Raw genomic sequence first — 12,632 nt, forward strand, 5'->3', positions numbered from 1 at the left:
GGGCGGGGGGGTCTTGGGGGGGGGTTGCGGGACATCCCGGGGGGGGCGCGCCCCCCGCGGGGCGCCCCGCGCCGGTCGCCGTCCGCACGGGCGACACAAGCGAAGCGACAAACATGGGCAAGGTATATCTGATCGGAGCAGGGCCGGGCGCAGCGGATCTCATCACGGTGCGTGGCGCGCGGTTGCTCGCGCAGGCCGACGTCGTGCTGCACGACGCGCTGGTCGAGCCGGCGATGCTGGACTACGCGCCGAACGCGCGCAAGATCGCGGTCGGCAAGCGCTGCGGGCAGCGCTCGACCGCGCAGCACTTCATCAACAAGCAGATCGTCGATGCCGCGCGCGAGCATGCGTGCGTCGTGCGGCTGAAGGGCGGCGATCCGATGCTGTTCGGCCGTGCGGAAGAGGAAATGCGCGCGCTCGAGGCGGCCGGCATCGACTACGAGGTGGTGCCGGGCATCACCGCGGCGCTCGCGGGCGCCGCGACGCTGAAGCGCTCGCTGACGTTGCGCGGCGTGTCGCGCAGCGTCGCGTTCGCGACGCACAGTCGCGCGCCGGGCAGCGACGAGATTCGCGAAGCCGCGCGTGCCGATTCGATCGTCTACTACATGGGCCGCGACAGCGCGCCCGGCATTGCGCAGGAACTGATCGACGCCGGCCGTGCGCCGGCGACGCCGGTGGCGATCGTCGAGGCCTGCAGCACCGCGCGCGAACGCACGCTGACGCTGACGCTCGCGCAGATGGCGGCGGGAGATGCGCAGGCGTGGCTCGATCCGGCGGAACCGAGCCTGCTGATGATCGGCGATGCGTTCGCCGAACGTGCGCGGCTCGCGAAAGCGGGCGATGCGTTGCGCAATGCCGCTTGAGTGTTGCATGCGGCAGGCGACGTAGCGATTGCCGCAAGACTGCCGCCCGTTCGTGGGCGAAAAAAAAGCGCTGGCTTCCGAGGCCGGCGCTTTTTTGTTTGGGCTCGCCGCTTGCCGCCCGCGGGCCGCGGATTCGCTTACGCGTCGCGACCGACCTGGTCGACGCAGTAGCGCGCGATCGCATCGAGCACGCCGTCGTCTTCTCCGACCGCCGTCGCGCAGCGGATCTCGACACCCGGATGCGCGGCGCGGCAGGCATCGACGAGCTGCGGCAGGTCGCGGCGCACATGGCCGCCCTGGCCAAAGAACACCGGCACCACGGTGATGCGCGTGCAGCCGGCCGCGACCTGCGCGGCGACGGCCGCATCGAGCGACGGCGTCATCAGTTCGAGGAACGCGAGCGACACCTGCGCGGCAGGGGAGCCGGCGCCGCGCAGCCGCGCGGCGAGCCGCTCGAACGGCTCGGCCCAGCGCGGATCGCGGGCGCCGTGGCCGAACAGGACGATACCTTGCGAACTCATGTCGAAGCCTCCGTCGTGACGGCGCTCAGTGCCGGTCGACCCACTTCAGCGCGAACAGGCCGAGCGCGAGATAGATGAGGCCGGGCGTCGCGGCAGTGAGCGGCGCGGGCCACGTATTCAACGTGCCGATGTGCGAGAACAGCGTGTTGAGCAGCTGGAAGCTCATGCCGAGCATGATGCCGCCGAACACCTTCACGCCGACCACGCCCGCGCGCGTATGCAGGTACGCGAACGGCAGCGACAGCACGAGCATCACGAACACCGCGAACGGATACAGCAGCTTGCGCCACAGCGCGATGTCGTAGCGCTGCGTGTCCTGCTGGTTCTCGCGCAAATGCTGGATGTAGCGGAACAGGTTGATGATCGACATGCGTTCCGGCGACACGAGCAGCACCGACAGGATCTGCGGCGTCAGGTCCGAGCGCAGCCGGTATTCGGGCAGCGTGACCTGCTGCGACCGGTACACGGGGTTCAGCGCGTCGGCCGGCTGGCCGCTGATCGGCTTGATCGGCGTCAGGACCGTTTCCGTGACGCCCTTGAGCAGCCAGTGGCCGGGCGGCTCGTAGCGGCCCGTCTGCGCGATCCGCACGTTCTGCAACTGGAATTTCGAGTCGAACTCGTAGATGCGCACGTTGCTGATCGTCGAGTCCGGCGACAGGCTGCCGACGTTCACGAAGCGCGTGACCTGCTCGCCGTTCTCGCGCGCTGCGAGCGTGTCCTTCACCCACACGCCCGACTGGAAGTTCGACGACACCGACGCGCCGAGCGCCTGCAGCCGCACGCGTTCGGACAGCTGGTCGGCGTACGGGCCGACGAATTCGCCGATCAGGTAGGTGACGATCACGAGCGGCACGCCGATCTTCAGCAGCGAGCGCAGCGCCTGGTTGGTCGCGAGGCCCGACACGCGGAAGATCGTGAATTCGGAGTTCGCGGCCATCTGCGCGAACACGTAGATCGCGCTGATCAGCGCGGCGACCGGGATGATCTCGTAGAAGCGCGACGGCGTCTGCAGCGCGACGCGCAGCACCGCGTAGCCGAACTTGTAGTTGCCGTGCCCGACCGAGTTCAGCTCGCTGATCAGGTCGAAGAAGAAGAACAGACCCGAGAACGCGAACAGGATGAAGACGAACGTGACGTAGATCTGCCGCGCGAAGTATTTTTCATAGAGCCGCATCGATCATGCTCCCGAGCGGCCGAACAGCGCGCGTGTAAACAGCGGACGATTGCGCACGCGCAACCAGAAGATGAACGCGACGATCACCGCGACGATCGCATGCAGCCCGACGAGGCCGACGCCGAACGACATCTTGCCCTGTTCGATCTGCGACTGGACGACGTTCAGCAGGTTCGAGTACGTGAGGTAGATCAGCACGGCCATCACGAGGTTGATCGTGCGGCTGCGGCGCGGGTTCTGGTACGACAGCGGGATGCCGAGCACCAGCAGGTTGATCGCGATCAGCGGCAGCCCCGCGCGCCACGCGAATTCCGCGAGGTTGTCGCGCGTCGGGTTGCGCAGCAGGTCCAGCGTCGGCGTGCTGTTGGTGGTCGGCACGTTGCTGACCGGCGTGCTCGTGATCTTCACGCCGTAGCGCTCGAACTCCATGATCTTGAAGTTCGGCTGGCCGGGCGTGCCGTCGTAGCGGCGGCCGTCTTCCAGCACGACGAAGCGATCGCCGTCCTTCGTTTCCGTATGGCCCGTGTGCGACACGACGACGTTGACCTTGCCGTTCTCCGTCGACGTGACGAACACGTTCTGCACCTTGCTCTGGTCCGGCGACATCTTCTCGATGAAGAACACGCGATGGTTCGTCGCCGATTCGCGGAACTGGCCCGGCGCGAGCAGCGAGATTTCGTCGCGCTGCTGGAAGCGCGCCTTGATCATCTTGCTCTGCTGGTTCGACCACGGCCAGCCGACGAACGCGAAGAACGCGATCAGCACGATGATCGGCGTCGCGAACACGCCGATCGGCTTGATGAGGCGCGTGAGGCTCACGCCGGACGCGAGCCAGACCACCATTTCGGAGTCCCGGTACCACCGGGTCAGCACGAACAGGATCGACACGAACAGCGTGACGACGAGCATCACGGCGAGATAGCCGATCACGGTCAGGCCGATCAGCACGAGCACGTCGCGCGGATCGATTTCGCCGGACGCGGCGTAGCCGACGATGCGGATCATCATCGTCGTGAGCATGATCGTGAGCAGCACCATGAACACGGCGCCAGCCGTATACGCAAGCTCGCGCTGGAGGGAGCGTTCGAAGATCATTCTTGATGAGAAGAGGGCGGGAGGCTGCGCACGCGTGGTGGAGCGCTCGCGCCGCCACGGGAAAAATAGCGGATAATTGCGGCTTTCATCCTTAGCCCAGATTTTATCCGAGGACAAGCGCGATGGACTTTAGCATAAAAGGCTGTGATTGGAGCAAAGGCGAGGCCAAGGGGTTCCTGACCGGGAAGTCCGACTGCATCGTGCTCGGCATCTTCGAGGCACAGACGCTTTCGGGCGCGGCGCTCGACATCGACACGGCCACCAAGGGACTGATTTCGCGCGTGGTGAAGGCCGGCGACATGGACGGCAAGCGCGGCCGGACGCTGTTCCTGCACGAAGTATCCGGCATCGGCGCATCGCGCGTGCTGCTCGTCGGCCTCGGCAAGCAGGATGCTTTCAATCAGAAAGCCTACAACGACGCAGTGACGGCCGCATGGCGCGCGCTGCTCGCGACGAAGGTCGTGCAGGTCACGTTCTCGCTCGCGCAACTGCCGGTCGACGAGCGCGGCTCGGACTGGGGCGTGCGCGCGGCGATTCTCGCGCTGCGCAACGAGACGTACCGCTTCACGCAGATGAAGAGCAAGCCGGAACCGGCATCGCACACGCTCAAGCGTGTCGTGTTCAGCGTCGATCCGGCCGACGAGAAGGCCGCGAAGCTGGCGATCAAGCAGGCCGTCGCGCTCGCGAACGGGATGGACCTGACCCGCGATCTGGGCAACCTGCCGGGCAACGTGTGCACGCCGACCTACCTCGGCAACACCGCGAAGAAGATCGCGAAGGATTGGGGCCTGAAGGCCGAAGTGCTCGGCCTGAAGCAGATCCAGGCGCTGAAGATGGGCTCGTTCCTGTCGGTCGCGCGCGCCTCGGTCGAACCGCCGCAGTTCATCGTGCTGCATTACCAGGGCGCCGCCGCGAAGGCCGCGCCGGTCGTGCTGGTCGGCAAGGGCATCACGTTCGACACCGGCGGCATCTCGCTGAAGCCGGGCGAAGGCATGGACGAGATGAAGTACGACATGTGCGGCGCGGGCTCCGTGCTCGGCACGATGCGTGCGGTCGCCGAGATGGGCCTGAAGATCAACGTCGTCGCGATCGTGCCGACCTGCGAGAACATGCCGGGCGGCAATGCGACGAAGCCGGGCGACATCGTCACCAGCATGAAGGGGCTGACGATCGAAGTGCTGAACACCGACGCCGAAGGCCGCCTGATCCTGTGCGACGCGCTGACCTACGCGGAGCGCTTCAAGCCGGCCGCGGTGATCGACGTGGCGACGCTGACGGGCGCTTGCGTGATCGCGCTCGGCGGCCACAACAGCGGCCTGTTCTCGAAGGACGACGCGCTCGCGGGCGAACTGCTCGACGCGTCGCGCGAGGCGAACGACCCGGCGTGGCGCATGCCGCTCGACGACGAGTACCAGGATCAGCTGAAGTCGAATTTCGCGGACATCGCGAACATCGGCGGACGTCCGGCCGGTGCCGTGACGGCCGCGTGCTTCCTGTCGCGCTTCACCGACAGCTATCCGTGGGCGCACCTCGACATCGCGGGCACTGCATGGAAGGGCGGCGCGGCGAAGGGCGCGACCGGTCGTCCGGTACCGCTGCTCGCGCAGTTCCTGATCGACCGCGCCGGCCAGTAATGGCGGTGCACACGACGATGCAGGCGAGCGGGCAATGACGCGAATCGATTTCCATTCGAACGTCGGCGATTCGCTCGCGTACGCGTGCCGGCTGCTGCGCAAGGCCTATCAGGCCGGGCAGCCGGTCGTCGTGCTCGCCGAGCCCGCGCGCCTGCGTGCGCTCGACGAGCAGCTCTGGACCTTCTCGCCGCTCGATTTCATCCCGCATTGCGGCGTCGATAGCGCGCACGCGGCCAGCACGCCGATCGTGCTGGCTGCCGACCTCGACCAGGTGCCGCATCATCACGTGCTGCTGAACCTCGGTGCCGTCGTGCCCGCGCAGTTCGCCCGCTTCGAGCGCCTGCTCGAAGTGGTCGGCAACGCGCCGGACGAACTCGCCGCGGGCCGCGACCGCTATCGCTTCTACCGCGATCGCGGCTACGCGCTGAATAATTACAAGCAGGGCAGCTAGCCAAACCCGTCGACGGAGCGTTCCCGTGACACAAGCCGACTCATCCTCGATCCCGACGCTGACCGACGTGCTGGTGCCGGGCAAGCCGGTGCCGGCGCCTTCGTCCGCGGCCGATGCACCGTCGCCGCGCGACGATGCCGCGATTCCGGTGCTGACCGACGTGGTTGCGCCGGCCCGTGCCGCCGAAGCGCCCGGCGCGCCGCAGCACGCGCAAACCGACCCCGGATCGGTGGTGGTCGAGCCGGTGCCGACGCCGTACGTACCGGCCGTCGAACTGCCGGGCGACAGCGATGCGCCGGCCGAAACCCGCGCCGCGGAGCGCGTCGTCGCCGACGAGTCCGCGGCAATGCAGGCGCCGCTTCGTCAAGCGCTCGCCCCAGACGATTCGCACCCAAGCGATCTCGCTGCCGTGCCGCGCGAGCCGGCCGGGCACACCGACGAAGCAGCGCTGCCGGAGGCGCTTGCACCGGCCGCCGACGCGCCAGTTTCCGAGCACCTCGCCCGCGCGCCGCAGCCGGATGCGAATGCGGCCGGCGCGCTGACGCCGGAGGACGCGCAGCACATCGCCGAGCGTCTGCGCAACCGTCTGACGAATTATCTGACCGGGGAAGGGCGCGAGGTGATCGAGGCGCGTTGCCGCGACGCGCTGCACGACCATTCGGCGTGGCTGGTCGGCCAGATCACGCGCGAAGTGGCGCTGGCGCTCGAAACGGAAGTGATGGATTGGGTTCGCGACGCGGTCGATGACGAGATCGCCCGGCGCCGGGCCGGTCGTTCGGACTGATCGCGCGTTCGCTGCGGTGCGGGAGCGGCGGGGCGGTTCCGGTTGCCACCGACGAACCTGCCGGCGCGTGCGCGCGCCGGGTCATTCGCTTCAGTGCGGCTTCAGGACGGTTTCAGGACAGCTTCAGTGCAGCGATAGCGCCCACTGCGCGAGCGCGTGCGCTTCGGCGCTCGTCAGCTGCGTATTGGCGGGCATCGGCACGTTGCCCCACACGCCCACACTGCCGTTCACGATCGACTGCGCGAGGTAATTGGCGGCGTCCGCGTGTGCGGCGTACCGGCCGGCGATGTCGCGGAACGACGGACCCATCAACGGCTTGCCGACCGCGTGGCAGGCCAGGCAGTTCTTGCGCTGCGCGAGCGTGAGCCCGTCGGCGCCGGGGTCGGCGCGCGCGGCTGCGGCGCTGCCGGTCAGCAGCATCACGAGCAGCGCGCGCAATATCGTCTGTTTCATGCAGTTCTCCGCCGGCGGGACGGCCGGCTTCACGGTCCGCGTGCATTATAAGAGCAAAGGGAACGCGCGTTTTGCGCGTTGCCGCGGCGGCCGCCTGCATAGGGTCGCATCACGCTTGACGCGCATCAGCCGGTGACGGCCCCCTGGTTCGCCGGGCGGGCGAGGGCCGCGTACTTGGCGAGCACGCCGCGCGTGTAGCGCGGCGCCGGCTGCGTCCATGCGGCGCGCCGGCGCGCGAGTTCCGCGTCGTCCACGTTGAGTTGCAGCGCCAGCCGGTGCGCATCGATCGTGATCGAGTCGCCTTCCTGCACGAGCGCGATCGTGCCGCCGACGAACGCCTCGGGCGCGACGTGGCCGACCACCATGCCCCAGGTGCCGCCGGAAAAGCGGCCGTCCGTGATGAAGCCGACCGACTCGCCAAGCCCCTTGCCGATGATCGCCGACGTCGGCGCGAGCATTTCCGGCATGCCGGGGCCGCCTTGCGGGCCGAGATAGCGCAGCACGAGCACGTCGCCCGCGCGGATCCGGTCGGCGAGGATCGCATCCATCGCGCTTTGCTCGTCGTCGAACACGCGTGCCGGGCCGGTGATCACCGGGTTCTTCAGGCCGGTGATCTTCGCGACCGCGCCGTCTTCCGCGAGATTGCCCTTCAGGATCGCGAGATGGCCTTCCTTGTACAGCGCGCGCTCGAGCGGGAAGATCACGTGCTGGTCCGCGCGCGGCACGCGCGGCACGTCCTTCAGTTCCTCGGCGATCGTGCGGCCGGTGATCGTGATGCAGTCGCCGTGCAGCAGCCCCGCATCGAGCAGGAGCCGCAGCACCTGCGGGATGCCGCCCGCCTTGTGCAGGTCGGTCGCGACGTACTGGCCCGACGGCTTCAGGTCGCAGATCACCGGCACGCGTTTGCGGATGCGCTCGAAGTCGTCGATCGTCCAGTCGATCTCGGCCGCGTGCGCGATCGCCAGATAGTGGAGCACCGCGTTGGTCGAGCCGCCGGTCGCCATGATCAGCGACACCGCGTTCTCGATCGATTCGCGCGTGATGATGTCGCGCGGCTTCAGGTCGCGCTTCACGGCCTCGACCAGCACGCGCGCCGATTCGGCGGCCGAGTCGACCTTCTCCTGGTCGGGGTTGGCCATCGTCGACGAGTACAGCAGCGACATGCCGAGCGCCTCGAACGACGAACTCATCGTGTTTGCGGTGTACATGCCGCCGCACGAGCCCGACGTCGGACACGCGTTCTTCTCGACCCCTTCGAAATCCTCCTGCGACATCCGGCCCGCGGTGAATTCGCCGACCGCCTCGAACGACGACACGATCGTCAGATCCTTGCCCTTCCAGTGGCCGGGGCGGATCGTGCCGCCGTACACGTAGATGCCCGGCACGTTCAGGCGCGCCAGCGCGATCATGCCGCCCGGCATGTTCTTGTCGCAGCCGCCGACCACCACCACGCCGTCCATCCACTGGCCCTGCACGCAGGTTTCGATGCAGTCGGCGATCACTTCGCGCGACACGAGCGAGTACTTCATCCCCTCCGTGCCCATCGACATGCCGTCGGAGATCGTCGGCGTGCCGAAGATCTGCGGGTTCGCGTCGGCCGCCTTCACCGCCGCGACAGCCGCGTCCGACAGGCGCTGCAGGCCCGAATTGCACGGCGTGATCGTCGAGTGACCGTTCGCGATGCCGATCATCGGCTTGTCGAAATCGTCCTTCTGGTAGCCGAGCGCGTAATACATCGAGCGATTCGGCGAACGGGCCACGCCTTGCGTGATGTGCTTTGAGCGGCGGTTGTACGACATGGGGGGCTCCATCGTTGTTGTGGCGACGCCCGCGAACGGCGTGCCGGTTCGGATGAAACAAGAATGGAGTGTCTGGTTTGGGATGTCCAATATATTATTTGTGGCCTATTAAGTCATTTTGTGAATGAGTGAAGCATGGCCGATCCGACGCCCGACCTGCGCCAGTGGCGCTATTTCGTGACCGTTGCCGACGAGCGCCATTTCGGCCGCGCGGCCGAGCGGCTGTCGATGACGCAGCCGCCGCTGTCGCAGGCGATCCGCGCGCTCGAGGACGCGCTCGGCGTCGCGCTGTTCGTGCGCACCAAGCGCTCGGTTGCGCTGACCGCGGTCGGCGCCGCGCTGCTGCCCGACGTGCGCCGGCTGCTCGCGTCGGCCGATGCGCTGCCGCCGCTCGCGCAGCGCCTTGCGCGCGGCGAGGCCGGTTCGCTGTCGCTCGCGTTCGTGTCGACCGCCGATTACGGGCTGCTGCCGGCGCTGCTGCGCGCGTTCGGCGCGCGCTATCCGCAGGTGCGGCTGCAACTCGCGGAAGCGACGAGCGACGTGCAGATCGACGAACTCGTCGCGGGGCGCATCGATGCCGGGCTCGTGATTCCGCCGGTGCCGCCGCGTCACGCGGCCGGGCTGTCGTATCTGCCGGTCGTGCGCGAGCCGCTGGTGGTCGCGATGCCGGCGACCGCCGCGCCGGATGCCGGCGAGGACGAGCCAGTGCGTCTGGCCGAGGTGGCCGCGCTGCCGCTGGTGATCTTCCCGCGTCGTTTGGCGCCCGGCTTTTATGACATCATTACGGGCTGCTACGGCGCGGCGGGGGAAACCCCGCGCATCGGCCAGGAGGCGATCCAGATGCAGACGATCGTCAGCCTGGTATCGGCCGGCATGGGCGTCGCACTGGTGCCGCAGTCGTTGCGTAACCTGCGGCGTACCGGCGTGGTCTACCGGCCGCTTGCCGGCGACGCACCCGTCGTCGAGACGGGCCTCGTGTGGCGCACGGGCGACGTGAGCCCGGTGCTCGCCGGCTTCATCGACGTCGTGCGCGCGCACGGTCTTGCCACCTGATGCGAACGATGGCGCGCCGGCGCCGTCCAATGCGCGGTGCGGCACCTGTGCGAGTGCCGTACCGCATTCGAAAACTTCATCGCTAACCCATGATCATTCACCCGAATTTCGACCCCGTAGCGATTCACCTCGGGCCGCTCGCCGTGCGCTGGTACGGTCTCATGTATCTCGTCGGCTTCATCGCGGCGATCGTCGTCGGCCGGATCCGCCTGAAGCTGCCGCACGTCGCGGCGCAGGGCTGGACCGCGAAGGACATCGACGACATGATGTTCTACGGCGTGCTCGGCACCGTGCTGGGCGGCCGGCTCGGCTACGTGCTGTTCTACAAGGCCGACTTCTACTTCGCGCATCCGCTCGACATCTTCAAGGTGTGGGAAGGCGGGATGTCGTTCCACGGCGGCTTCCTCGGCGTGACGCTCGCGATGGTGCTGTTTGCGTGGCAACGCAAGCGCAATTGGCTGCAGGTCACGGATTTCGTCGCGCCGATGGTGCCGACGGGGCTCGCGGCCGGGCGGCTCGGCAACTTCATCAACGGCGAGCTGTGGGGCCGCGTGACCGATCCGAGCGCGCCGTGGGCGATGATGTTCCCCGGTGCGATGCGCGACGACGCGGCATGGCTGCCGAAGCATCCGGCGCTCGTCGAGCAGTGGCATCTCGCCGACGTGTTCATGCAGTACCAGATGTTGCCGCGTCATCCTTCGCAGCTCTACGAAATCGCGCTCGAGGGCATTGCGCTGTTCTTCGTGCTGTTCTTCTTCGCGCGCAAGCCGCGGCCGATGGGCGCCGTGTCCGCGCTGTTCCTGATCGGTTACGGCCTCGCGCGCTTCACCGTCGAATTCGCGCGCGAACCGGACGATTTCCTCGGCCTGCTCGCACTCGGCCTGTCGATGGGGCAGTGGCTGTCGCTGCCGATGATCATCGCGGGCATCGCGTTGATGGTGTGGGCGTATCGCCGTCACGCGAAGTATGCGGCTGCGTAACGGTCGATACCGGTGATGCAGCCGGTGCAATGCCGATACGTACCATCGGCATCGCATCGCATCGAACGCACGGTCACCAATGGAAACGCCGGCCCGAGGGCCGGCGTTTTCGCATCTGCGTGCAGCGGCGCGATGCGCGTTACTTCATCTGCACGGATCCGTTGACCGTCACCGAGACGGTCGCCTTGCCGCCTTCGACCGAGATCGGCGCGCTCATCTTCGCGCTGTCCATCGGCGCCGCGGCCATCGCCATCATGCGCGGATACGGTTGAACGTTGCGGCTGCCGCCGACGTTCACGTCGCGGATCGAATAGCTGCTGTAGCCGAACGCCTTTGCGGCTTCGTCCGCGCGTGCGCGGAACGACTTGATCGCGTCGGTGGTGAGCTTCTGCTCGGCTGCGCGCTGAGCTTCCGGCGACAGCGAGAACTCGACGTTCGCGACCTGCATCTGGTTCGACAGCTGGCCCGCGAGTTTGGACGCCGCCGCGAAATCGCGCGACTCGAGCACGACCTCGGTGCGGCCGCGCCATGCGGAAATCTTCCCGTCGCGATCGGTGCTCGGATACACGGAGAACGCGCCGGTATGCGCGGTGACGCCCGACACGCCCTTCGCCTGCGCGAGCGCTGCGTCGGCGCGCTGGTTCAGCGCCGACGTCAGGCTGCCCGGATCCTTCGCCTGCTGCTCGTAGAACAGCGTGATGTGGATGATGTCCTGCGGCACGTCGGCGCTGGCCTGCGACGACAGCGACAGCACGCCCGCCGGCTCGGGAAAGTGCGGGTTCGCGGTTTGTGCATGCGCGGCCGGCGCTGCAAGCGTCAGCGCGACGGGCACGGCCGCGGCAAGCACGAGCGACAGCGCGAGTGCGGATTTCTTGGTCATTGTTGGACTCCTTGTGCGAGGGCGCGCACGCGGATCACGCGTGCGCGACGCGCGCGTACCGCGCGACGAAAAAACCGCCGTCGGCCAGATCGGCGGACGGCGGTTGCTTAGGCTGCGCGAACGCGCAGCGAGTTCCGTGGCGGCGGCGCGGGTTGACCGGATTTGACGTTTCGCGCACGCCTACTTCATCAGCTTTTCGGTGATGAAGCGCCATTCAGCACGCGTGACGGGCGTGATCGACAACCGGTTGCCGCGCGCGAGCACGCGCATGTCGGCGAGCTCCTCGTGTTCGCGCAGCGCCGCGAGCGGCACGAGCGGCGACTTCTTCACGAAGCGCACGTCGACGAGCAGCCAGCGCGGCGTTTCCTGCGTCGACTTCGGGTCGTAGTACGGACTTTTCGGATCGAACTGGGTCGGATCAGGGTAGGGCGTGGACGACACTTCGGCAAGCCCCGCGATGCCCGGCTCGGGGCAGCTCGAGTGATAGAACAGCACACCGTCGCCGATCTTCATCGTGTCGCGCATGAAGTTGCGCGCCTGATAGTTGCGCACGCCAGTCCATGGCAACGAACGCTGCGGTGCGTTCGCGAGATCGTCGATGCTTGCTTCGTCCGGTTCGGACTTCATCAGCCAGTATTGCATGGATCGTAATCGACGCAGAAAGGGCACGAGGGTTGTTTGCATGCGGAACGCGCATGCGTTGCCACGAGAGCGGCGGCTCGCCAGGCGCGCGGCGCTGCCAATACTAGCGCATTCGCAGCGAGTGCAACGCGGCGAGCGGTCGTTCCCGTGGCAACTCGAGATAAAAAAAGCATGTCGTGGGAATGCGCGACATCGCCGGCATGGCGGCGTCGTTCGTCGCGTGTTTGACTTGCCAAACGGCACGCGTCACTGCTTGCCGTGCGAGTGATGTCGGGCATTCGCACGCGCGTTCCGCATGCAAAC

13 protein-coding genes are annotated in these 12,632 nt (G+C 67.4%); 6 read left to right on the plus strand and 7 right to left on the minus strand.

The features are described 5' to 3' along the window. The first annotated feature begins 113 nt into the window (after positions 1-113). Positions 114-863, plus strand: coding sequence for a uroporphyrinogen-III C-methyltransferase (gene cobA / locus O1Q03_RS21775; RefSeq protein WP_269506035.1), 750 nt, complete (start codon positions 114-116; stop codon positions 861-863). Between the two features lie 137 nt (positions 864-1,000). Here the strand turns inward: cobA and O1Q03_RS21780 are convergent, their stop codons facing one another. The 3 genes from O1Q03_RS21780 to lptF are packed head-to-tail and all read right to left on the minus strand — an operon-like array spanning position 1,001 to position 3,653. Further along, positions 1,001-1,384 (minus strand): sirohydrochlorin chelatase, encoded by a 384-nt coding sequence (locus tag O1Q03_RS21780; protein WP_269506036.1) that lies wholly within the window; start codon positions 1,382-1,384, stop codon positions 1,001-1,003. Between the two features lie 25 nt (positions 1,385-1,409). Next, positions 1,410-2,558 carry an LPS export ABC transporter permease LptG gene (gene lptG / locus O1Q03_RS21785; protein WP_269506037.1) on the minus strand — a complete coding sequence of 383 codons (1,149 nt, stop codon included), beginning with the start codon at positions 2,556-2,558 and terminating at the stop codon, positions 1,410-1,412. Between the two features lie 3 nt (positions 2,559-2,561). Then, on the minus strand, positions 2,562-3,653 hold the full coding sequence (lptF, locus tag O1Q03_RS21790; RefSeq protein WP_269506038.1) for an LPS export ABC transporter permease LptF: 1,092 nt from the start codon (positions 3,651-3,653) through the stop codon (positions 2,562-2,564). A 122-nt stretch (positions 3,654-3,775) separates the two neighbouring features. Here lptF and O1Q03_RS21795 point away from each other — a divergent pair, with 122 nt between their 5' ends. Genes O1Q03_RS21795 through O1Q03_RS21805 form a run of 3 tightly spaced genes read left to right on the plus strand, consistent with a single transcriptional unit; the run spans position 3,776 to position 6,522 of the window. Further along, positions 3,776-5,287 (plus strand): leucyl aminopeptidase, encoded by a 1,512-nt coding sequence (locus O1Q03_RS21795; RefSeq protein WP_269506039.1) that lies wholly within the window; start codon positions 3,776-3,778, stop codon positions 5,285-5,287. 34 nt (positions 5,288-5,321) lie between these two features. Then, on the plus strand, positions 5,322-5,738 hold the full coding sequence (locus tag O1Q03_RS21800) for a DNA polymerase III subunit chi (protein ID WP_269506040.1): 417 nt from the start codon (positions 5,322-5,324) through the stop codon (positions 5,736-5,738). Between the two features lie 25 nt (positions 5,739-5,763). Next, positions 5,764-6,522, plus strand: coding sequence for a DUF2486 family protein (locus tag O1Q03_RS21805; protein WP_269506041.1), 759 nt, complete (start codon positions 5,764-5,766; stop codon positions 6,520-6,522). A 123-nt stretch (positions 6,523-6,645) separates the two neighbouring features. On the opposite strand, the gene O1Q03_RS21810 is transcribed toward O1Q03_RS21805, so the two are convergent. Together O1Q03_RS21810 and ilvD are read right to left on the minus strand one after the other, a co-directional pair. Continuing rightward, positions 6,646-6,975 (minus strand): c-type cytochrome, encoded by a 330-nt coding sequence (locus tag O1Q03_RS21810; protein WP_269506042.1) that lies wholly within the window; start codon positions 6,973-6,975, stop codon positions 6,646-6,648. A 125-nt stretch (positions 6,976-7,100) separates the two neighbouring features. Then, positions 7,101-8,774 (minus strand): dihydroxy-acid dehydratase, encoded by a 1,674-nt coding sequence (ilvD, locus tag O1Q03_RS21815; RefSeq protein ID WP_269506043.1) that lies wholly within the window; start codon positions 8,772-8,774, stop codon positions 7,101-7,103. Positions 8,775-8,909: 135 nt separating this feature from the next. Here ilvD and O1Q03_RS21820 point away from each other — a divergent pair, with 135 nt between their 5' ends. Together O1Q03_RS21820 and lgt are read left to right on the plus strand one after the other, a co-directional pair. After that, a complete protein-coding gene (locus O1Q03_RS21820; RefSeq protein WP_269506045.1) occupies positions 8,910-9,827 on the plus strand; it encodes a LysR substrate-binding domain-containing protein in 918 nt (305 codons plus the stop codon). An 89-nt stretch (positions 9,828-9,916) separates the two neighbouring features. Next, positions 9,917-10,807, plus strand: a complete 891-nt coding sequence (gene lgt, locus O1Q03_RS21825; protein WP_269506047.1) for a prolipoprotein diacylglyceryl transferase — start codon at positions 9,917-9,919, stop codon at positions 10,805-10,807. A 139-nt stretch (positions 10,808-10,946) separates the two neighbouring features. On the opposite strand, the gene O1Q03_RS21830 is transcribed toward lgt, so the two are convergent. Next, positions 10,947-11,687 (minus strand): SIMPL domain-containing protein, encoded by a 741-nt coding sequence (locus O1Q03_RS21830; protein WP_269506048.1) that lies wholly within the window; start codon positions 11,685-11,687, stop codon positions 10,947-10,949. Between the two features lie 180 nt (positions 11,688-11,867). Continuing rightward, entirely contained in the window at positions 11,868-12,329 is a 462-nt protein-coding gene (locus O1Q03_RS21835; protein WP_269506049.1) for an EVE domain-containing protein, read from the minus strand. Positions 12,330-12,632 lie beyond the last annotated feature (303 nt).

Origin of the sequence: Burkholderia sp. IMCC1007 (assembly GCF_027257875.1) — a bacterium.
Classification (GTDB): domain Bacteria; phylum Pseudomonadota; class Gammaproteobacteria; order Burkholderiales; family Burkholderiaceae; genus Burkholderia.

Excerpts from the sequence above, each read along its gene's own strand:
- cobA (WP_269506035.1), top strand. The coding sequence starts at position 114 with ATGGGCAAGGTATATCTGATCGGAGCAGGGCCGGGCGCAGCGGATCTC.
- O1Q03_RS21780 (WP_269506036.1), bottom strand. The coding sequence starts at position 1,384 with ATGAGTTCGCAAGGTATCGTCCTGTTCGGCCACGGCGCCCGCGATCCG.
- lptG (WP_269506037.1), bottom strand. The coding sequence starts at position 2,558 with ATGCGGCTCTATGAAAAATACTTCGCGCGGCAGATCTACGTCACGTTC.
- lptF (WP_269506038.1), bottom strand. The coding sequence starts at position 3,653 with ATGATCTTCGAACGCTCCCTCCAGCGCGAGCTTGCGTATACGGCTGGC.
- O1Q03_RS21795 (WP_269506039.1), top strand. The coding sequence starts at position 3,776 with ATGGACTTTAGCATAAAAGGCTGTGATTGGAGCAAAGGCGAGGCCAAG.
- O1Q03_RS21800 (WP_269506040.1), top strand. The coding sequence starts at position 5,322 with ATGACGCGAATCGATTTCCATTCGAACGTCGGCGATTCGCTCGCGTAC.
- O1Q03_RS21810 (WP_269506042.1), bottom strand. The coding sequence starts at position 6,975 with ATGAAACAGACGATATTGCGCGCGCTGCTCGTGATGCTGCTGACCGGC.
- ilvD (WP_269506043.1), bottom strand. The coding sequence starts at position 8,774 with ATGTCGTACAACCGCCGCTCAAAGCACATCACGCAAGGCGTGGCCCGT.
- O1Q03_RS21820 (WP_269506045.1), top strand. The coding sequence starts at position 8,910 with ATGGCCGATCCGACGCCCGACCTGCGCCAGTGGCGCTATTTCGTGACC.
- lgt (WP_269506047.1), top strand. The coding sequence starts at position 9,917 with ATGATCATTCACCCGAATTTCGACCCCGTAGCGATTCACCTCGGGCCG.
- O1Q03_RS21830 (WP_269506048.1), bottom strand. The coding sequence starts at position 11,687 with ATGACCAAGAAATCCGCACTCGCGCTGTCGCTCGTGCTTGCCGCGGCC.
- O1Q03_RS21835 (WP_269506049.1), bottom strand. The coding sequence starts at position 12,329 with ATGCAATACTGGCTGATGAAGTCCGAACCGGACGAAGCAAGCATCGAC.